Genomic DNA, 21,855 nt, shown 5'->3' on the forward strand with positions numbered 1-21,855 from the left:
AAGATTGACAAAATATGGTTGGTGGGTTAACTTGTGAATATAAAATAAAATTATTCATAAAACCATAAAAGCGAGTTGAGATGTATGCCTAAGAAATTCACAGAACAAGAAAGAGAATGGATTAAACATAAATTGTTGACAGAAGGTCGCCGCTGTTTTGAAGTACATGGCATTAAAAAAACTAGTGTTGAAGAATTAACAAAAGCTGCCGGGATTGCGCAAGGTTCGTTTTACATGTTCTTTGGATCGAAAGAGGAATTGTTCTATCACATATTGCTTGAAGAGGAACAACGAATTCGTAGTACAATGTTCGATTCATTTAGCGTAGGCGTGCCTGTAAATAAGGAAGAAATCAGATTATTTTTACTGAAATCTTTCCGCATGATGGAAGAGAGTCCGATCGTCCGCCAGATGTTCGTAAGAAGCGAAATGGAGCAGCTATTAAGAAAGTTACCTAATGAGTTGTTGGAACAAAATTTTACAGAGGATAAAGACTTTTTTATTCCTTTCATTCAATCATGGCAAGCCGAAGGTATCATGGTTGGGATTGACCCGGAATTAATCGTAAGCATGATTCGCTCTGTAGTCCTTCTGTCTTTGCATAAGGAAGAGATCGGTGATGAACGCTATCAGGCAACTATAGAGCTTTTGATAGGGGTTCTGGCTGAGGGGATGACTTCTTTGAAAGATAATATGACTGGGGGAGTATGAAATGATCGAAGTGAAGGAGCTTCATTTTACCTACCCAAAAATAAAAGAGCCAACCCTTAGTGGACTTAACTTTTCCATACCTCAAGGAGAAGTGTTTGGTTTTCTCGGTCCTTCGGGAGCGGGTAAAAGCACAACACAAAAAATACTAATTGGAGTCTTAAAAAATTATCTCGGCAGCGTTAACGTAATGGGCAAGGAAATAAGAAATACCGGACCGGAGTATTTTGAGCGAATAGGGGTAGCTTTTGAGTTTCCAAATTTCTATTCGAAGTTTACTGCGCTGGAAAATTTGCAGCTATTTCGCTCTCTGTATTCAGGGAGAACAGCGGAACCGAGGTTTCTCCTGGAGCAAGTAAATCTCACTGAAGCTGCAAATTTGAAGGTCTCCCAGTTATCGAAGGGGATGAAGATGCGGCTGAATTTCTGTAGAGCACTCTTAAATAACCCGCAAATTCTATTTCTGGATGAACCCACTTCCGGGCTCGACCCCGTTAATGCGAAACGAATGAAGGATTTAATCCTGGAAAAAAAGGCAAATGGGACAACTGTAATTATTACAACACATAATATGCAAGCCGCTGAGGAGCTCTGCGACAGGGTTGCTTTTATTGTAGATGGTCAGATTAAGTTGATTGATTCTCCTCGGGAGCTTAAGCTTCTAAATGGAAAAAAACGAGTGCGGCTGGAATACCGCCATCATAATGAAGTTAGAAATGAGGAATTCTCACTTGATGATATAGGGGAGAACGAATATTTCTTAAAGCTTGTTCGTGAACATCCAATAGAAACCATTCATTCGCAGGAGGCGTCTTTGGAACAAATATTTATTGACGTAACTGGGAGGCAGTTAACATGAGATTCAGATCTGCGTTTGCCTTTGACATCCGGTTTCAATGGCGGCATGGGTTTTATTGGATCTACATCATTATCTGTGCGTTTTATTTGGTATTGCTGCATCTTATTCCTGATCATTATCGAGAACAAACGATGTTGTTATTGACCTTTAGCGATCCGAGTGCTTTAGGGCTTATTCTCGCAGGGGGGATTGTGCTGCTGGAAAGAGACCAGGGCATCCATGATCCTTTATTTGTTACTCCGATTCGTGTTAGAGAATATTTACTTTCAAAAGCAGGCTCATTATCTGTACTCTCCCTGTTAGCCGCTTGGGTTATTCATGTAGTAGCAAGCGGGATTCCGCAATCCCCGTTTGGCTTTTCTACTGGAATCATTCTAACGTCAAGCTTTATGACGCTATTGTCGATTGGAGTTGTGGCTCGTTGTCAGACAATTAATGGTTTCATTCTACTATCACAAGTATTCGCATTGCCTTTTATACTTCCATTGCTTGGTTATTTTAAGGTGTGGAACTCCAAACTTTTTTTATGGCTTCCTACGGAAGGAACACTTCGCTTGTTGAGTTCGGGAACCTCGGCTATGTCATTTGGCAATTACATCTACTCCATATCGATATTACTGCTATGGAATGTTGTGATATACGTATGGGCAAAAATGTCCTTCGAAAATCATGTAATGATGCGCATAGGTAAGGGAGGAGCAAGAAAATGAAGAAGTATCGTATGCTTTTTATAAGCGATATCCGGCATACTGGTTTGGACCCAGTGCTTATGGTCGGCATCTTTGCTCCTTTAGCACTTCTAGTCGTCTCAAGATTTGGATTTCCAATGATAGCCGATTGGCTTACGAACGGTTATGCTTTCGATTTATATAAATATAGTAGCTTTGCTGCGATTTTCTTAGTCATGACCTTTCCAATGCTAACCGGTATGATGACAGGTCTTTTAATGCTTGATGAAAGAGATGAGAATGTCATCTCTTATTACGCGGTTACACCATTAATGCGCAGAGGGTACATGGTGTATCGTCTAGTTCTTCCATCTCTACTCTGTACATTTCTTTCATCGCTATTTTTTATAGTCTCCGGCTTATCTAGCTTCCAATTAGAGCATATATACATCCTTATACTACTAGCATTTGAAGCCCCTTGTTTTGCATTATTCCTAGCTTCTTTCGCTGCAAATAAGGTAGAAGGATTAGCTTTATCAAAGATCGGTGGTCTGTTTATAGCAGGACCAATCGTAGCTTATTTTGTTCCATCACCATGGCAATTTATCGGGGCGTGGATTCCTACCTATTGGCCTGCTAAGTTATTTTTTGTTATAGAAGCTTCTAGTGGTTTTATTGTGTTTGCATACTTTATGGTGGGACTTCTATTTCATTTGAGTCTTCTGAGCATCATGGTCAGGATTTTTATTAAAAGAGCTGATTGATTAGCCTCCTCCAAGCAGCTTAGGCAACAGCGTTAGAAGCTTTTCACGTGTTAAAGCATCTCCATAGTTCCATTTGCTTCCGTCAAGCAGATAAGCTTGCCCCTTACGTACAGCGGGTATATTCTTCCATAGTGAGCTGTCTAGTAGTTTCTCCATAGCAACTCGCGAGTCTTGACGCTCCGGAATAAGCATAAAGATATGATCTCCGGCGTAGAAAGGCAGCCTTGCTGGATCGACTTCTGCAAATCCTAACTCTCCATCGAGAATCGCTTTGATCTCATCTGTGGGCTGTAAACCGTTAGGGGCATAGAGAGCAGTAGACAAACCGGACATTCCCATAGCATATAGATGATTTCCATGGTCATAAATCAATGCAGAAGCTGTTTCTCCAGGTCGAAGAGTATTCATATAAAGCTGCTGCCACATGGCAGCATTTTTTGCTGCGAATGAATCCAGCCATGCTTCTGCTTCGTGCTGCTTACCCAACCAGCTTCCAAGTGTCCGCATACGGTGTTCAAGTGGAGCAAATGAATCAAAGGTAAGTGTCGGGGCGATGTCGACGACTGCTCGATAGGCCTTATCATCTGAATTAGCTATAATAATTAGGTCAGGATTTAATGAAGCGGTAAGCTTCGGATCCAGAGGAAAGCCAACGTTAGAGAGCTTTTTAAGTCGATGTTTATAGACTCTGTTCCATGCAAAGACTTCATCTCCTCCGATAGGCTTTATACCTAATGCGAGCAGATCGCCAAGCGTCTCACCATGGTAGACAATGCGCTTTGGACGCTCCGGAATATCCACCACATGGCCAGTCCAGTCTTCCACAGTAAGCTTCCGACCTTGCTGATGCGCATATTGTCCGGGTGTAATTCCAGTCTTTTGACGAAACCGGCGACTGAAATAATATTCATCGGAGAAGCCAACCAGACGAGCAATCTCACGCAGCGGTTCAGAGGATTCCAGAAGGAAACGCTTCGAATGGTTAATGCGCAGTTCGGTCAGGTAATCGAGCGGTCTTTTTCCGGTAAGCTTTTGAAAGATCGGAGTATATTGCCACAATGTTATCCCTGCGAGCTCAGCCAGTTGCTTCACGGTGATACTCTCCGTATAGTGATCTTGCATATATTGGATGGTCTTTTCCACGGAATCCGCGGGACTTGGCACCTGCTCGGAAGGATAATTATGCTCAAAGAGTAAGAGCAGCAATTCTTGGAATTTTAATTGCTGCTTAAAAAAATGCACATCATCGGCATTTTTTTTGCTCATAAGCAGATCTTCCGCAAGGCGGATTACCCTAGTGAACGGGTGGACAATTAGCTCCTGCCTACCTGGAAGGAGTTCCTCTGAATAATATTCGGGAAACTCGGCGTTATTAATTGCTGTAAAAGTGATGAGATAATAATAAAGAGTCGTCTCTTGATTGTCCGTGCTATAGGAAGTTCCAGGAGATAGGAGATAACATGTATCTGTAGTCAGTGTTATGGTTTGATCGCTAAGGATCAGCTGTCCACTACCGCCAGTGAATATTAGAAGTCTATAAAAGTGAGCTGAAAGAGCCTTAGTGCAAGAGCCTGCCGGTTGAATATGTAGTTCCGCATCAGTCAGCTGAAACAGCAACGAGCGGAGCGGTGCAGCGACGGGTAATGTTTGCAGCAAGAGGAAGCCTCCGTTCATTTGGTGAGAATCATTATCAATTAATTCATTGTATATAAAATAAAGAAGCATATCAACAGCTGTTGACATGCTTCTTGCAGTTTTCTATCAGCTAAGTGCCAAACGCTTCATGAAGGTGAAAATTATTTCATATTCAAAAGCTGTGGGAGTTCACCGAGCAGCCATTCTCTTGTTGTTGCATCACTTGAAGTCTTCATAATATCTTGAGTATAGACATATCCGTTCTTGACGGCAGGGAGACCTTTCCAGATCGGACTCTTTAATAGAGTAGCTGTGGATTGCTTGGCTTCATCGGCCACAGGAGTTAGAATGAAAATCCGATCTCCGGCATATTCTTTAAGCACTTCCATGGATACTTCCTGGAATCCCATACCTTCATCAAGGACCTTCTGAATTGCTGGGGTTGGCTTGAAGCCATTCTCTCCATAAAGGACTTGCGAAAGTCCGGTCGTCGCCATAACAAATAGTCTGTCACCAGGATAATAAGTAAAGACCGAAGCTGTTTCTCCTTCTTTTATTCCCGCTGCCTTTAGTTGTTCCCACATGGCATCTTCACTCGTTTTATACTTAGCCAGCCATGCCTCTGCTTCGGTCGTTTTCCCAAGAATTCCACCAATATCAAGCATCCGTTCATTTAGCGGGGCAAAGGTATCAAATATTATCGTGGGTGCGATTTTGGACAGCTGCTCGAAATCAGCTTCATCAGTTCCTGCATAGATAATCAAATCAGGCTGAAGTTCCAGCGTCTTTTCCAGATTGATAGGGAACCCTACATCTTCGACACCTTGTAGCTGATCTTCAAAAACCTGACCCTCACCCATGGAAAGTGGATATCCTACCGCTTGCACACCAAGTGCGAGTAGATCACCATAGGTTTCTCCTGAATAAATCACGCGCTTCGGGTTAGCAGGTATTTCTACGGTATGGCCTATGTAATCCGTGTAGGAGCGAGTAGTTGCCGCAGTTTCATTAGTGCCCTTGTCGGATGTTTCTGGAGAAGGTACAGTGGTAGCTGAAGTATTATTTCCGGCTGCGTTCGACGCATTGTTCTTGGCTGGTTGTTCTCCTGAGTTTCCGCAGGCGAGTAGTAATGTGGTCATCAGAAAGAGTACACATAATACGGCGAACGGTTGTCTTACCTTATTCATATAATATTGCCTCCCTAAAATATGTAGCGATCACCAATAATGATAATCATTCTCGACGAAAACAATCATAAATTAAAGTCTCCTTTTACTCAATGGACAAAACACATTAAGGCTATTTGATTTGTACAAGCCTATTGTTATTGGAGTTGATAGCCAGAAAAAAAGATTGATAAGGCTAAGAAGTCATTGAGGAGCACGCAAAACTCTGTTGGTGAGATTGAAATAAATAGAACAAGGCCGTCTTGTTTGGTAGAAACCAACCAGAGACGGCCTTTTTAATAGATGAAATTAGAGAAGAAAAAGGGTGAAACGGAATGCATATGGGCGATTAGCCGGCAGAGTGAACTCTTCGTGGGTTGGTGCACCCCAGCTATCGTCACCCCCAACTCCCATTTGCTTGTAGTTGACTCTCAGTACGCTTTTGTTCGAGACTGGCAATTTATATACGTGATCATGTGCTTCCAATTCCTCGGGTTTCCAAGGCAGAGCATTAATCTCCATAGGGATTGCACTATCAAAATAAAGTCCTGATCCGTCGTTGCCATCTGTAATCGAAGCAAATCTGACATCCGTCTTATTGCCGCACTCCTGCGGTCTAAGATAAGGGGTGAACTGGTCACTGACTTTGCCCGTATAGCGGCCAAGTGGTGCTCCAGTCTGTCTATCCCAATAATTCTCATGGGGTCCACGGCCGTACCATGAAAGGGTATCGAGTCTTCCAGCAAGCACGAACATCATTCCGAACTCAGGAATTTCTGGCAGATCGCTACTACCCGGATTCAGTTCTTGCAGGATCTCTAAAGATCCGTCAGGGCGAATCTCATACTGAACAAGAAGGGTGGAATACGGATTCGTTGGCAGAAGGTAAGTGGTGGAAACGAAACAGAGATTTCCTTCAGTTCTATATACCATGCTCAACAGATTCCGCTCATTAGAAGCCTGCTTCCACACTGCACAGCGCTTTGGCAATCCATTGCCAAGATCATTATCCGTGACCGCTCTCCAGAAGTTAGGTCTTACGGGCTCAAGCAGATGTTCTTTACCGGCAGCATGGTATGAGTTTAGCTCACCAGTTGTTGTATTAAAGTTTAGAGTGAAATTCCCACCCTGTACGGTCAATGCACCTTCATGTTCCTGCACATGTAACGTTCCATCTGTTGTCTTTGGAACCTTTGTCACGATACGCGGGGACAGAATGAACTGTTCCCAAGCGATTTCGTGGTCAGCATCAGCCCAAGAAGTTTCTGAACGCCGAATAAAGGAGAGATTCAGAATAGCTTCATGATCACCTCTATGTGAAATCAGTTCATAAGGGATAGTGCATTCAACGATTTCTCCTGGTGCAGCAGAGATTTGCAGCAAACCTTCTTGCGCAGTTACTCCGTCTAAAGCAACTTCCCATTTAAGTTCGTATTGTTCAATGTCGGTAAATAAAAAGTTATTACGAATCTGAAAGAGACCTTCACGGATATTTAAAGCAGTTACTTTAATATTTTGATAGCATTTTTTGACCTCAAATAGCTTTGGAGTAACCGAACGATCGGCAAAAAGTAATCCGTTTCCGCTAAAGTTTCCATCATGTGGCGACTCACCAAAGTCACCTCCATATGCTAAATATGAGACACCTTCGGATGTTTTGGTTCGGATGGCCTGATCCACCCAATCCCAAATAAAAGCACCTTGAAATACATCGTACTTGTCAAACATATCGGTGTATAGGTGTAGTCCACCGCAAGAATTCCCCATAGCATGGCTATATTCGCAGATGATGTAAGGCTTCTGAGGATGACTTAGCGCATATTTTTCAACCTCGTGCGGTTTAGCATACATAGTCGACTCTATATCACTAGCTGCTTCCGACTCTCTGCAATGGAAGATCCCTTCATAATGAACAGGTCGTGTCGGGTCAGCTTCTCTGAGATAGTCATGCATGGCGATAAAATTATCACCACCGTAGGACTCATTCCCCAGTGACCAGATGATAACCGAAGGATGGTTCTTGTCTCTTTGCATCATGGAGTTGCAACGGTCAATCACATTGGCCCGCCATTCCGGTTTGCTAGCAGGTACATTTCCCTCATGTAATCCTTGTTGCCCATATTGCCAAGTACCGTGTGTTTCCAGATTGGTTTCATCGATTACGTAAAGTCCATATTCATCACAAAGCTCATACCAAACAGACTGATTCGGGTAGTGAGAGGTCCGAACCGCATTAATATTATGTGTTTTCATCAGTTTGATATCTCGGATCATGTCGTCTTTGGATAGCGCACGTCCTGTGTCACAAGAGAACTCGTGCCGGTTAACGCCTTTAAGTACAATTCTTTTGCCGTTGATCTTCATAAGTCCGTCTTTGATCTCAAAGGTACGGAATCCGACCTTACAGCTGACCGTTTCAGTAGTGTTTCCTGTATCGTCAATCATGGAGAGAACCAATGTATACAGATACGGTGTCTCAGCACTCCACTTATAAGGGTCTTCTACATGTTCAGAAAGCTTGAAATGCTGAACACCCTCTTGATCAAAGGAAGTAAACGTAGATACTGGAGCCTCCCATACAGGCTGATCCTCTTTATTGTATAGCTGCATTTGGAGTGTATAAGGGTTTAGTTTCTCGTTAAAATAATTCTCTACTTTGATGTCTACGTTTAAATCCGCATGTACGAAAGCTTCATCTAGCTCGGTTTTAACGAAAAAATCAGCAACATGAACAGAAGGGGCCGTGTACAGATAGACCTCCCGAAAAATACCGCTAAGCCGCCAAAAATCTTGATCCTCCAGCCAACTGGCATCACACCAACGATAGACCTCGACAGCTAGTTTATTATCACCAGCAATTAAATAAGGGGTAATATCGAACTCGGAAGGTGTAAAGGTGTCTTCACAGTAACCGACCCGTTCTCCGTTTACCCATACATAGAAAGCGGATTCAACCCCCTGAAAGCTAAGGTATACAGGTTGACCGTTCCAAGATTCAGGTACAGTAAAGGTTCGGATGTACGAGCCTACGGGATTATATTTTGTCGGAGCAAAGGGTGGCTTGAGATCAGGTTCAGATTCCGCCCAGGGATATCGGACATTCGTATATTGCGGGTAATCATACCCATGGAATTGCCAGTGAGAAGGTACAGGAATCGTAGCCCAATTGCTGGAATCGAAATCAGCTTTATAGAAATCCACGACCCGTAGATCCGGTGTTTCGGAAAAAGAGAACTTCCAAATACCATTAAGCGTTTTGTAGTATGGCGAGGTTTCTTTATCTCCCACCAGGGCTTGCGTTAGATTGCTATAAGGGATCATGGAAGCATGTGCATCCAAGCGATTTAGTTCGAAGATTTCCGGATTATTATTCCATTCTGGATAACCGTTTGCAGGAGGCTGGTAAACAAATTTTGCTCGCATGAGTAAATCTCCTTTATAATAGTGATGTTATTATATTCATATTATAAATTGGAGTAATGGTAAGAGATATAAAAGATTTTTCATCCAATATAACAAAATATGAAACGGGTGATCAGATGGAGAGTAAAATAATCTTTTGCCAAACGGAAGATACGAATATGCTGCCGCTGTATGCTACAACCATTGGATTTTGGGAGCATCAGGCAGAAACCTTACGTCCTACCGGATTTCCGGATTATCAAATACATCAGATTCACGAAGGCAAAGGCGAACTTGTCATTCAGGAGAAACGATATATTGTGAGTTCAGGGGATGTATTCTTTTTGTTCCCGAATATTACGCATTCGTATGCGCCAATCAGTAGTAAGTGGAAGCTGTCATGGATTTCATTTAATGGTAGAGAGGCCGGTCAAATGCTGCTGTACGCAGGAATCCGCGAATCAGGCCCTGCAAGGTTGAAGGAGGATAAGTGGCTAAATCCTTTAAAAGAAATGCTCAACTTGTCAGATAGTAATGAACTGGAAACAAATCTGGAACGATCCAAACAACTATACGCGCTGCTGCTGGATTTAAAAAGCAACCTAGTTTCTCCTCTAAACGAGGCTCTTGAATTGGAGCGAATTAAACCGGTGTTGCGACATATAGAAAGGAACCTTCATAGGACCCTCCCATTAAAGGAACTTGCGGAGGTTATTGCAGTGTCGCCACAGTATTTATGCAGGCTTTTTCAAAAAACAATTCATGATCGACCTGTAACCTATATCAACAAGCAACGTATAAACTTGAGTAAACAGCTAATGTTCAATGAACGAGATAAAAAAATGTATGAAATTGCTCAGTTAGTGGGCTTCGAAAATGCCAGCTACTTTTGTCTAGTGTTTAAGCGGTTGACTGGAATGAGTCCAGAGCAATTTAAACAGCTGCATGGTTTGGACTAGAGAGATAGAGTCGCCTCTTGGACTTATGATAAACGCTTACTTGTTAGCGTCTAGCACTCCATGATATAGTTTAATTGAGTTCATATGTTGTTTATTTCACGAATTCGCTCATTCTCTTGCATAATTAGTATGTTCACCTGAAATCAATACATAGAACCAAATTTTCGATAAGATATCTAGTTAAGCATCAGGAAGGAGTCATCAATTTGAATGAGAAGTTAAAAGAGGCATACGAACGTTTGGACTTGCCTGTAGACATTACCCGGGAGGAACTGAATAAAAAGTTTGATTTGCATTTGAAACGCCGTAAATCAAATTCCTCAGAAACTGAGGCTGCAGCCTATGAAGAAGAATTTCTGGCTTACAAAACGATCCTAGACGGCTTAGATCAGCAGGAAATTCAGGAGGCAGAGGACAAGCGGCTAGAAAAATGGGGAGCATTTTCCGGCATAGCGCGTAAATCGGAGAATTTTTTTAGGCTATACAAAGTCCATACATTTGTATCTATCGTTGTGCTGTTAGTGCTAATCTTTGGAGGTAACGCTCTTTATAATCAATATCAAGCCAAAAAATATGAAGCTTCACTCCCGCCAGTGGATGTAACTATCATGTTCCTAGGAAACTATGAATCTCAAGATCCATCAGGTAAGGATGAAGAGCTTAAACAAGAGATCGTCAATCGTTATCCAGCTTGGAAGCGGGTAAAGACGGAAGTCGTATACCTTCCCTCAACAGGTGGAGAAGGTGGAGGCGCGTTAGACATGACTTATATCCAGCGCGCGATGGCGATGCTGGCGGCGGATCGTCCGAATATTCTTATTTTGGATGATGCTACTTTTGATTGGATTGGACAACAGCAGGGACTTAAGAATCTAGAGCCGTTTGTTAAATCAGCGGGACTTCCTTTAGATGATATTCGTTTGAAACGTATAAAAAATACGGAGAACGGTGAAGAATGGATCACAGGCGTAGATATCACAGATACGAAATTTGCTACAGACCTTCCAATTCATTCACGGAAGATGATCATTGGGGTATTTGGAGAAGATGAAGATAAGAACAAATCAACTGATTTTGTTGAGTTCTTAGTAGGGCAAATGACTGCCAAATAAATGAGTAGGTATAAATGGACCTGTGTTATAAAGGCCGATGTTGTATGGATTCTCATACGATATCGGCTTTTTTGTTGTACATTCAAAGCATCTGAATTGACGAATGTGAAGTGAACTCACTATAATGATTCATATAGATATGAACTAAATAATATAAACATAAACTAAACTGAATTTTACAAGGGAGTGATGAAAGAATGAAGACAGAAGGAACTCTGACAATACATACACAGAAGCGTGGTGCAGCATTAGGTGATTTATTTGGAATCTTCTTTGAGGATTTAAATCATGCGGCAGATGGTGGACTTTATGCTGAGCTAGTTCAGAATCGATCCTTTGAATTTGATCCGATAGATCGGGCCGATTATCATGCGTTAATGGCTTGGGAGCCTGTAGAACGTGGAGATGGGAAAACTGTAATCACCGTGGAAGATAGCGAGCCCTTGAATGATCGTAATCCACATTATGTAGCCATTGATGTTGTGGCTGAAGGTGACGGTGTTGGGTTAATGAATCTGGGATTCAATAGTGGTATTCCGGTAAAAGAGGGCGAGAATTATAAGTTCTCGGTATATGCTCGTCGGGAGACAAGCTTTGACGTACCCCTTATCGTATCCATTGAAAGTACAAATGGTATCATTCATGGTGAAGCGGAAATCGCTGTGAATCACTCCGAATGGACTCGATACGAAGCAGTTATTAAGTCTAAGGCTACAGATACTAGTTCACGTCTTGTAATCGTTACCAAAGGCAGCGGGAGGGTATATCTGGACATGGTTTCTCTGTTTCCGGAGAAGACCTTTATGAACAGACCTGGGGGCATGCGTGAAGATATTTCACTGTTACTCGCCGACTTAAAGCCTAAATTCATGCGGTTTCCGGGAGGTTGTCTGGTACATGACGGTTCCTTAAATCCAGATGACAGAGATTCTATGTACAGATGGAAGAATACAATAGGGGATGTGGCACAAAGGCCGGCAAGGCGGAATAACTGGTCCTACAATCAGACGCTTGGGTTAGGATACTTTGAATATTTTCAGTTCTGTGAGGATATTGGAGCTAAGCCGATTCCCGTTCTTCCGGGCGGCTACGATCCACATCATAAACGTATGGTGCCGCTGGGTGAATTAATGCCCTGGGTTGAGGATGCACTGGATTTGATCGAATTTGCCAATGGGGACATTTCATCGAAGTGGGGAAGGATACGTGCGAACCTTGGTCACCCGGAACCTTTTGGGCTAGAGTATATCGGCATCGGCAATGAAGAGGTAGGTGCACCCTTTTTCGAGAGATATCCATACTTCCATCAAGCCATTAAAGAGAAATATCCGGATATTAAGGTCATTAATTCGAGCGGTCCATTCTCTGCTGGTAAGGAATATGAACGGGGCTGGACATCAGCAAAAGAGAATAAGTCTGATCTTGTAGACGAGCATTATTACTGTACACCTGAATGGTTCCTGGCGAATCATCATCGTTATGATGACTTTAAGGGCGACGAACCGAAAGTATTCTTAGGTGAATATGCTTCATGGGGCAATACCTATTATAACGCATTAGTGGAAGCGGCTTTTATGACAGGACTTCAGAACAACGCTCATGCGGTTGGTTTGGCATGTTATGCTCCCATGCTCTGCAATGTGGATTATATCAACTGGAAGCCGGATCTAATCTGGTTTAATAATCATGAAGTGTACGGAACTGCGAACTACTATGTTCAAAAGCTATTCATGAACCATCAGGGAGATCAGCTACTGGAGATAAAAGCGAACGGCTTCACAGTACCTGAGGAACGCAAAGTTGAAGCGATCACAGGAGCGATTAGCTTGGGTGTGGATGCATCCGCTGCTCGATATTCAGAAATCACACTGGTCAACAATGTTACGAGAGAAGTGAAGACGTATTCTGAGTTGTCAGAAGAAGTATCAAACCTGCCTGATCCTGTTCAGAACGGAACGGCCAAACGAACACTAGAGCTTGGAGAGACGGAGTGGGAGAGCTATACCTTGAATTTTAAGGCTACTAGAACCGCAGGGAATAAAGGGTTTGTGTTCTATTTTGGTAAAGCAGATGATCAGAATCATTTGTATTGGGAACTAGGTGGCTGGCAAAATCAGGATTCCATTGTGGCATCAATTATTAACGGGAGAAACTCTGTGCTTACACATTCTATGTTTACAGTTGAAACAGACGTAGAATACGATCTGAAGCTAGAAGTATCAGACAGACATATTCGTACTTATATTAACGGAGAGTTGATCAATGAGACGGAGGACAAACTTCCGGTCATCGAACCGCTGTATTACACAGCAAGCATGGAGGATTCCACAGGGGATATCATTCTTAAGACAGTGAATGTACAAGAGGACAGCGTTTCTGCTGAGATTATATTAGAAGAGATGGCAAAAAAGGACTTGTCCATCGAAGTATATGAACTGTCGGGGTACCAGCTTGAGGATGAAAATAACTTCGAGAATAAAGAGCTTGTCTCTCCTAAGCAAACCAATTTTACGACGATGGGCAGCAGTTTTTTTTATGAGTTCCCTAAACAATCCGTAACGATTTTTAGAATAAAATAAAAACTAAAAACGCCCCTCTGAATCCTTAGTGTTAAAAAGGTTCAAAGGGGCGTTTATGTCCGGTTGTATAGCTGTTCACCCACAGACGATCACATTCTAGGATATTCTCGGTCATGATAGGTGCAATATCATTAATAGCTGGCCGATGCAGACCATCTTTACACGGTTCACATGTTTTAGTAATGTAATGAGACAGCAGCCACGACCAGTGTTCTTCTAGTGTGTATACATCTTCGAACTCTAATTTTCTTCTTGCTCTTTTTCTTAGCTTGAATATAATCACAGGTAGTAGCTACACTGCATCCATACTTATCTCGCTTATGTTAAATTAATGATTAATATTATTGTTAACTAAGAAATGTGATTTGTGAATACATAAAAATACTAATTCAAAGGCATAGGAGACAATAAAATGCACTTAACTACAGATACAGAATCGCTTCGAGTCTATGAAGCACTTGCAAGTGAAGTCAGGTTAAGGATTATCGAACTACTAGACCGAAAAGAGATGCATATTAAAGAACTGGCTGCCGAGCTCTATATAAGTAGTGCGATGGTTAGCACCCATGTTGCCAAGCTGCAAAAAGCAGGCCTGATTAACTCTAAAATGAGACGTGTGGATGGAGGGACATATAAGTATTGCTCACTGTCTACGAACTGCCTACAGATTAAATTATCAGGATCTCGGGGAATCTGCTAATCAGATATTGTGAATGATACGAAATAGAGAATTAATAAAAATAAAAAAAAATATATTGTAATGAAAACGTTTTTATGATATTTTAAATTTATAAAAACGTTTTTATTTGTAAAGGAAGATTGAATCGTTATGGAAAAGGTAACTATCAAAGACGTTGCTAGAGAGGCTGGAGTGTCCATTTCTACAGTTTCCAACGCACTAAATGACGTTGATGTATTAAATCCGGAGACCAAATCACATGTGCTTAAGGTCGCGAAGCAATTAAATTATGTTCCAAACCTAAATGGCAAGCTCTTAAGAAACGGAAAAACTAAAATGCTAGGTTTTTTCACGACAAGTGTAGCGGGCCCGTACTTCTATAAGCTGGTGGAGTCCATGTCTCGTGAATGTGATCGGTTAGGTTATGGTTTAAATGTATTTGTTACAAAGGATAAACAAGTAATTATGAGCAATATTCTAGGCCGACGTGTGGATGGTGTCATTATCTACGAAGAGCTGAGAATAGATGAAGAAGAAATTGCCGCAATGGTGAAAGACAAGATCAAGGCTGTGTTTCTGGATCGACCACTTAAGAATGAAACGATGGGAAGCGTAATCTTTAATTCGTTTGAATCTGCTTACGAAGCAACTAAATATTTAATCAGTCTGGGACACAAGAAAATTGCTTACATATCTGGTGTAGATGAGATGTATGATAGTGTTCAGCGGAAAGAAGGATACTTGGCCGCCTTGCGTCAATATCAGCTTCCGACGAACGAAGAGTATATTATCCAAGGATATTTTGAGGAAGAGAGCACCTATAACGCTATAAAGTCTCTAGTTCATTTAAGTCCTGAAAAAATGCCTGATGCTTTTTTAGCGGGGAATGATTTGAGTGCCATTGGATGTATTCAAGCTTTGAAATCGAATGGATATGAAGTCCCGTTGGATATAAGCGTTATGGGGTTTGACGATATTGATATCGCGCAGTATTTCTCACCGCCATTAACGACGGTAAGAAATCAAATTGCCAGACAAGGTATTCTATCTATAAATCACCTGGTTCGCATGATTCAGAAGAAGGAACAGGGCGAAATGATGAAATTGCCAGGTGAACTAATTGTACGTGGTTCTACTCAAGTGAAGATTGATCGGTACTAACGCTTTCAAGAAGGGCAACAAGATAGTATCCGATCATTTTTAAATATAAGAAAGTATAAGTTTGCACCTATACTTTATAACTTATATTTCTCGCTTAAACGCATATCGTCCTGATAAGGACACTGAAGGCGTTTATGCTTGATAATTTTATTGCTTTTAGGAGGTTTTTTTTAAAAAGAAATAAAAACGTTTTTATTGTTATGGGGATCATGATTTGGAGGGGAGAAGAAAAACGTGGATAAATTAGCCGTAGTGCCAGTGAACGGGAAGAATCCAATGAACAGTAAGAAGCCTATGGGACAGAGGGTCAAAGAATTTGTGATTGATTATAAGAGGCAATGGGAGATTCAGTCCATGGTCATCCCGGGAATCATTTTTATGATTATCTTTTGTTTCATTCCTATTTACGGATTAACGATTGCTTTTAAGAGCTACACCGTAATAGACACGCTCGATTCTGCACCATGGGTGGGGCTTGATAATTTCAGAATTATTTTATCAGACAAATATTTTTGGGATGCTGTAGTCAATACCTTGGGGATCAGCTTTCTGAAATTAGCTATAGGTTTTGTTATTCCAATTATTCTATCCGTCATGATTTATGAATTAAGCGGTGGACGCTTTAAGAAAATAGTACAAACAATCTCTTATTTACCACACTTTTTGTCCTGGATCGTTCTGGGCGGGATGTTGATTGCTTGGTTCTCTTCCTCCGGTATGTTTAATGAAATCCTGCTCAATTTGGGGATCATTTCGAAACCGGTAAATATCTTGCTTGATGCGAACAAGTATTGGTGGATTGCAACGTTATCGGATATTTGGAAAGAGGCAGGTTGGGGAACGATTTTATACTTAGCCATCATGTCCAAAATTGACCCTACTTATTATGAAGCTGCCAAAATAGATGGGGCAAGTCGTATGAGACAAATTTGGAATATTACCCTACCTAATATGAAGCCAATTATCAGTTTAAATCTGATTCTGACTGTAAGCGGTTTATTAGGATCGAATCTGGATCAAACATTGGTCTTGATGAATTCTCAGAACCGTGCCAAAGCAGAGGTAATCAATTCTTATGTGTATCGTATGGGTATGACGCAAGGTGACTTCTCTTATGCTACTGCTGTTGGTTTAGGTGTCTCCATTGTTTCTGTGATCCTACTGATTAGTGCCAACAAAGTGTCCAGCAAATTAAATGATAATCAATCAGTTCTGTAGAAGGAGGCATTTTTGTGAATCGTACGGTAGCTAAAGAAGATCTCGACAGTCGAATCTTTAACACTATAAATATTATTTTACTCTGTATCTGTACAGTAATTATCGTTGTTCCTTTATGGAATGTGGTCATATCCTCCTTAAGCTCAGGTAAGGCGCTCGCGGAAGGTGGATTTATATTCTGGTCTACTGATTTCTCCTTAGAGAATTACCGCGCAGTATTTAATGACGAGACGATAGGATTAGCCTTTCTAGTCTCTATTGCCAAAACGTTCATCGGTGTCATTACCCACGTATTCTTTTGCGCGATGATCGGTTATGGCTTGAGTAAAAAATACATACGTGGCCGCAAGCTATACGTTGCCATGGGTGTAATCACCATGTTCTTCTCAGGTGGTATGATTCCAACGTATTTATTGATTAAATCACTCGGTCTATTGAACAGCTTTTGGGTTTATATTATCCCGGCCTTGTTCAGTTATTATGACGTAGTTATTCTAATGAACTTCTTTAGAAACGTACCGGATTCACTTGAAGAGTCAGCCAAAATCGATGGTGCAGGTGACTGGCGTATATTCCTGAAGATTTTTATCCCTCTTTCCATGCCGGCTATGGCTACGATCGCGTTATTTAACGGGGTTGGGCAGTGGAATGACTTTATGACCACCAAATTATACATTACCGATCAAGCACTCTATCCGCTGCAGATGAAGCTCTATGAAATTATCGTTCAGTCGCAAACGCAATCCATGCAAAATGTCGGCGGATCTGCGATTATCGAAACTACAACTAAAGGGGTTCAACTAGCAACAATTGTCATTACAACTTTGCCGATTGTTGTGATGTATCCAATATTACAGAGGTACTTTATTTCAGGAATGATGATGGGGGCGGTGAAAGAATAGAAAGATTGGAGGGGGTTTATAGCAAACACTTATGTACGAAATGATCCATCGGAAGTGTAGCTTGTACTATCAGATCTACACTTCCGTTACTACCAAAACTTTTTTAGGGGGAAACAAGGGATGAACAAAGCATTTGGGAAAAAAGGACTCAAACTTTGTACTGCGCTTATGGCTGTTGTATTGGTATTTACGGGTTGTGGATCGAAGGGTAGTTCTGATAACTCCAGCAAAGAATTAAGCTCCATTGAAGGGCGATATACAATTGACCCAGAAACACCAGCTTGGAAGCTTGATAAAAAAGAAGAAACTACGGATCTCACTTGGTATGTAAATGCGGATTGGTGGAACACAGACTTTGGTAAGGACCTCGTTACTAAAAAGATTAAAGAGGACCTGAACATCAATATTAAATTCATTACTGGGGACGACACGAAGTTAAATACTATTTTTGCCGGTGGCGAAATGCCGGATATGCTGACTATCTTTGATTCGAACTCACCAGTGGTACAAAAAGCCGCAACTTGGGCATTGCCTTTGAATGATCTGGCGGATAAATATGATCCTTATTTCAATAAAGTAGCAGCAAAAGATACGATGAACTGGTTCCAATTAGCAGACGGTAAGACTTATGGCTATCCTAACTATTCTAATACGCAAAACGATTTTGACAGCGGTAACATTCCTGCTAAAACGGCATTTGTAATCCGCAAGGATGTTTACGAAGCGATAGGAAAACCAAGCATTGGAACTCCTGAAGAATTCAAGAGTGTTATGCAGCAAATCAAAAAGAAATTCCCGGCAATGATTCCTTTTGGTTTTAACTCTATTGGCACAGGCACTGGTTCTTTGGGAGATGTCCTTCAGGATTTCATCGGCGTACCGATGGAAACCGAAAATGGTGAATTCTACAACCGTAACCTAGATGAGGATTATCTGACTTGGTTGAAAACATTAAATGAAGTCTACAGAAATGGTGACATCAGCGATGACAGCTTTGCAGATGACGGGACGGCTTTTGAAGAAAAATTGAAATCCGGTAAATATGCAACGCTGATGCTCGATGGAACACCTCAACAAAGTGGTAACCTGCAAATCTTCATGACAGAAAATCCAGACAAAGAATATATCGCTATTGATGGACCGCAAAGCACAGTTGGACATGAGCCAACGTTGAATCAGTCAGGAATTACAGGCTGGATGATTACCTATGTCACTAAAAAGGCTAAGGACCCTGCCAAAGCGATTCAGATCTACACTTATCTATTGAGTGAAGAAGGACAAAAGCTTATGAACTATGGTATTGAAGGGGAAACCTATAAGGTTAACGAAGCGGGTAAAATTGAATTTTTACCTGAAATCAAAGATCTTCAATTGAATAATGCCGATAAATTTAAAAAGGATTACCGGATGGGCGAATTTATGTTCTTTGGACATGACCGCGATAAAGCTCTAAGTAATGACGCATTCGCAGATTCTATTAAACAAATGCAAGAGTGGGGTAAAGGAAAGCTGAAACCACACTTTATTCTTGAAAATATCAACCCGGCTCAAGGAACGCCTGAAGCTCGTAGTCTATCTGCAATCGATACAAATTGGAACACTACGCTTGTGAGTATGATTCGTGCTAAGGATGAAGCAACATTTGATAGCACCTTGGCTGCTTACAAATCATTCTTGAAGGATAACAACTGGGATAAGATCGCAGAAATTCGCACTGAAAAAATGAAGAGCAACAAAGAAAAATTAGGTCTTAAATAAGTAAAAGGCTGGATGGGGCCCCTTTACCGGGGCCTTATCCTACAGAAACATAGCAAAATATATAGAAAAGTGGAGGGAAACAACATGACAAAACTTAAAATTTATCAATCTATTGGGGAGAATGAATTGTTCGTAGAGCAAACGCTAGAACAATTGACTCCAATGGCTTCAGATGAGCCGGTCACTACTGTAAACCTTGATGAGAATCAAACCTTTCAGGAAATGGATGGCTTCGGGGCATCCTTTACGGATTCATCCGCATATTTGATTAACCAAGTTCTTGACAATGAACAGAAAAAAGAAGTCATGAGCAAGCTTTTTGATTCCCAAGATGGAATTGGCTTGTCCGTATTAAGAAATCCAATGGGAGCATCGGATTATGCTAGAGATATTTATAGCTATGACGATATGCCTGCTCAGGAAACCGATACAGAATTAACTCAATTCTCCATCGCACATGATGAAGCTGACATTATCCCTTTGTTACAACAAGCGCTGGAACTTAATCCTGAGATCAAGCTGATGGCTTCGCCTTGGAGTGCACCAGGCTGGATGAAGACTAGCGGATCTATGATCGCCGGCGAACTTAAACATGAACATTACCAGGCTTATGCCGATTATTTTGTACGATACATTCAAGCTTTTGAAGAGCACGGTCTGCCAACTTATGCGGTAACCCCGCAGAACGAGCCTCTTTTTGAACCAAAGCACTATCCAAGTATGTTAATGCTGCCTGAGGCGCAAAGAGATTTCATTAAAAATTATCTGAAGCCTAGCTTCGTGAAAAACAACATCCATACAAAAATTCTCTGCTATGATCACAACTGGGATCGTCCGGATTATCCACTCACGGTGCTCGATTATGCGAAAGATGAAGTGGACGGTGTTGCCTGGCACTGGTATGGCGGGAATGCGTCAGCACAATCAGAGGTGCTGAAAGCTTTCGCGGATAAAGAAGTGCATTTCACAGAAGGTTCTGGTGGCGAATGGATTCCTCCGTTTGAACAAGCCTTCTCGAATGTCATGAGAACAGGGATTGATATTCTCAGAAATCATAGTAAATCCTTTGTCTTGTGGAATATGGCCTTAGATGAGAAGAACGGTCCAACTGTACCGGGCTTTGGTAAAAGTACTTGTCGCGGTATTGTGACGGTCAACCAAGAGACTAAGGAACTTACGTATACACTGGACTACTATGCACTGGCACACTTCAGCAAATTCATTCGTCCTAAGGCTGTACGTATTGACGCTTCCACTAATCAAGAAGTGATTCGTTCCGTAGCGTTTAAGAATACAGATCACTCTATTGCGGTTGTTCTGTTCAACGATAGTGAAAAGGTTGAGAATGTAGCTGTGAAATTGCAGGGTAAGGATGATTTATCGTTCCGTTTAGGCTCTAAAAGTGCTTTATCTATTTTGATTAAATAATATGTGTATGAAGTGCTCGAATTTAGATTCGAGTACTTTTTTTTGCCGAAAAATGCATAAAAAATCAGTGTTCGTGAATCTTAAACGCATACCTATAGCGAGGAGATATGAGCATTGAATAGAAGGTTTGTGCTGACGCTGCTAGTTCTGTGTTTGATGATTACTGGTGGCTCTAGTATTTATGCGGTTAAAAGTATGCTACCTGTAAAGAGTGAAACAACCAAATGGGCAGTGGAGCTCCATAAAAGTAAACTGCCTTCGCCACAGCCGGAAAAATATAAGAGCTACGAGCTATTAGTCACAAATTTGAGTGAAGATACGATAGATGTAACCTTTGAGTTGTATCGACCAGTACAAGACGCTAATCAGGAACAAATCATCTTAGCTGATCCATTTAGCTATGATATGAGACCGAAAGAGACGGTTAGCTTTAGTCAATTTTTTATAAAGAGTGGGGCAAAAGAACTGGAAGTCGTTCTCTCGTGGAATGATCAGAATAGACGTAAGCATATGCAAAGTATTAAGTTTGCGAATTTTGAATAATCAATCATAGGAACGCTAAATATTACAGGGTATATTCCTATGGAATATGCCCTTGTTGTTTTGCTCCATCCCATGTTTTGCTCCATCCCATGTTTTACTCTATAATGTGCTTTATATAATTGCAGTTGAAAGGGGAGATGGGGCATGAGTACAGCCGTTTCCGATTATCCTGCTTGGCGTGTTAGCAATTATTGTGTTTTTCATCCGTCTTTCCGATCTGGCTGATTTTCCAGGGTTTAAGTAATTATACTCACACAATAAAAAAAATGGCAGTTCAGTGCTGAAATACAGCATCTGGACTGCCATTTTTGTTT

The 21,855-nt window shown here is 41.4% G+C and carries 18 protein-coding genes; 14 read left to right on the forward strand and 4 right to left on the reverse strand.

What is annotated here, in order from left to right:
- Positions 1 to 84: 84 nt before the first annotated feature.
- Genes MKY19_RS10725 through MKY19_RS10740 form a run of 4 tightly spaced genes read left to right on the forward strand, consistent with a single transcriptional unit; the run spans position 85 to position 2,999 of the window.
- A complete protein-coding gene (locus MKY19_RS10725) occupies positions 85 to 711 on the forward strand; it encodes a TetR/AcrR family transcriptional regulator (RefSeq protein ID WP_339802619.1) in 627 nt (208 codons plus the stop codon).
- Position 712: 1 nt separating this feature from the next.
- Positions 713 to 1,567, forward strand: coding sequence for an ABC transporter ATP-binding protein (locus tag MKY19_RS10730; protein ID WP_042187029.1), 855 nt, complete (start codon positions 713 to 715; stop codon positions 1,565 to 1,567).
- The gene (locus tag MKY19_RS10735; protein WP_339802622.1) at positions 1,564 to 2,277 is read left to right on the forward strand and encodes an ABC transporter permease; all 714 of its coding nucleotides are present in this window, start codon (positions 1,564 to 1,566) and stop codon (positions 2,275 to 2,277) included. Before MKY19_RS10730 ends, MKY19_RS10735 begins: the two co-directional genes overlap by 4 nt.
- Entirely contained in the window at positions 2,274 to 2,999 is a 726-nt protein-coding gene (locus tag MKY19_RS10740; RefSeq protein ID WP_339802625.1) for a hypothetical protein, read from the forward strand. The genes MKY19_RS10735 and MKY19_RS10740 overlap by 4 nt, the downstream gene beginning before the upstream one ends.
- Here MKY19_RS10740 and MKY19_RS10745 read toward each other — a convergent pair whose 3' ends face one another.
- The 3 genes from MKY19_RS10745 to MKY19_RS10755 all read right to left on the reverse strand — a co-directional run bounded on the left by MKY19_RS10745 (position 3,000) and on the right by MKY19_RS10755 (position 9,223).
- The gene (locus MKY19_RS10745) at positions 3,000 to 4,742 is read right to left on the reverse strand and encodes an AraC family transcriptional regulator (protein ID WP_339802629.1); all 1,743 of its coding nucleotides are present in this window, start codon (positions 4,740 to 4,742) and stop codon (positions 3,000 to 3,002) included.
- A gap of 53 nt (positions 4,743 to 4,795) precedes the next feature.
- Positions 4,796 to 5,821 (reverse strand): ABC transporter substrate-binding protein, encoded by a 1,026-nt coding sequence (locus MKY19_RS10750; protein WP_149644048.1) that lies wholly within the window; start codon positions 5,819 to 5,821, stop codon positions 4,796 to 4,798.
- A gap of 288 nt (positions 5,822 to 6,109) precedes the next feature.
- Complete coding sequence (locus tag MKY19_RS10755; RefSeq protein WP_339802636.1) at positions 6,110 to 9,223, reverse strand: glycoside hydrolase family 2 TIM barrel-domain containing protein; 3,114 nt, start codon at positions 9,221 to 9,223, stop codon at positions 6,110 to 6,112.
- A 116-nt stretch (positions 9,224 to 9,339) separates the two neighbouring features.
- Here MKY19_RS10755 and MKY19_RS10760 point away from each other — a divergent pair, with 116 nt between their 5' ends.
- The 3 genes from MKY19_RS10760 to MKY19_RS10770 all read left to right on the forward strand — a co-directional run bounded on the left by MKY19_RS10760 (position 9,340) and on the right by MKY19_RS10770 (position 13,852).
- Positions 9,340 to 10,161, forward strand: coding sequence for an AraC family transcriptional regulator (locus tag MKY19_RS10760; RefSeq protein ID WP_339802639.1), 822 nt, complete (start codon positions 9,340 to 9,342; stop codon positions 10,159 to 10,161).
- A gap of 206 nt (positions 10,162 to 10,367) precedes the next feature.
- Complete coding sequence (locus MKY19_RS10765) at positions 10,368 to 11,273, forward strand: hypothetical protein (protein WP_042187039.1); 906 nt, start codon at positions 10,368 to 10,370, stop codon at positions 11,271 to 11,273.
- Positions 11,274 to 11,470: 197 nt separating this feature from the next.
- Entirely contained in the window at positions 11,471 to 13,852 is a 2,382-nt protein-coding gene (locus tag MKY19_RS10770; protein ID WP_339802644.1) for an alpha-L-arabinofuranosidase C-terminal domain-containing protein, read from the forward strand.
- 31 nt (positions 13,853 to 13,883) lie between these two features.
- On the opposite strand, the gene MKY19_RS10775 is transcribed toward MKY19_RS10770, so the two are convergent.
- Entirely contained in the window at positions 13,884 to 14,135 is a 252-nt protein-coding gene (locus MKY19_RS10775) for a hypothetical protein (RefSeq protein ID WP_339270420.1), read from the reverse strand.
- Between the two features lie 129 nt (positions 14,136 to 14,264).
- Here MKY19_RS10775 and MKY19_RS10780 point away from each other — a divergent pair, with 129 nt between their 5' ends.
- The 7 genes from MKY19_RS10780 (at position 14,265) to MKY19_RS10810 (ending at position 21,541) form a co-directional block, all read left to right on the forward strand.
- On the forward strand, positions 14,265 to 14,552 hold the full coding sequence (locus tag MKY19_RS10780; protein ID WP_081382732.1) for an ArsR family transcriptional regulator: 288 nt from the start codon (positions 14,265 to 14,267) through the stop codon (positions 14,550 to 14,552).
- Between the two features lie 129 nt (positions 14,553 to 14,681).
- Complete coding sequence (locus MKY19_RS10785; protein ID WP_042187045.1) at positions 14,682 to 15,692, forward strand: LacI family DNA-binding transcriptional regulator; 1,011 nt, start codon at positions 14,682 to 14,684, stop codon at positions 15,690 to 15,692.
- Between the two features lie 276 nt (positions 15,693 to 15,968).
- On the forward strand, positions 15,969 to 16,910 hold the full coding sequence (locus MKY19_RS10790; RefSeq protein ID WP_042193674.1) for an ABC transporter permease subunit: 942 nt from the start codon (positions 15,969 to 15,971) through the stop codon (positions 16,908 to 16,910).
- Positions 16,911 to 16,924: 14 nt separating this feature from the next.
- Positions 16,925 to 17,812 carry a carbohydrate ABC transporter permease gene (locus MKY19_RS10795; protein WP_042187049.1) on the forward strand — a complete coding sequence of 296 codons (888 nt, stop codon included), beginning with the start codon at positions 16,925 to 16,927 and terminating at the stop codon, positions 17,810 to 17,812.
- Between the two features lie 120 nt (positions 17,813 to 17,932).
- Positions 17,933 to 19,570: a sugar ABC transporter substrate-binding protein gene (locus MKY19_RS10800; RefSeq protein WP_339802648.1), complete on the forward strand. Its 1,638-nt coding sequence runs from the start codon at positions 17,933 to 17,935 to the stop codon at positions 19,568 to 19,570.
- A gap of 84 nt (positions 19,571 to 19,654) precedes the next feature.
- A complete protein-coding gene (locus tag MKY19_RS10805; protein ID WP_339802651.1) occupies positions 19,655 to 20,998 on the forward strand; it encodes a glycoside hydrolase family 30 beta sandwich domain-containing protein in 1,344 nt (447 codons plus the stop codon).
- Positions 20,999 to 21,112: 114 nt separating this feature from the next.
- Positions 21,113 to 21,541: a hypothetical protein gene (locus MKY19_RS10810; RefSeq protein ID WP_339802654.1), complete on the forward strand. Its 429-nt coding sequence runs from the start codon at positions 21,113 to 21,115 to the stop codon at positions 21,539 to 21,541.
- The last annotated feature ends 314 nt before the right edge of the window (positions 21,542 to 21,855 follow it).

The sequence above is a fragment of the Paenibacillus sp. FSL R5-0744 genome, assembly GCF_037972555.1.
Taxonomy (GTDB): domain Bacteria; phylum Bacillota; class Bacilli; order Paenibacillales; family Paenibacillaceae; genus Paenibacillus_AQ.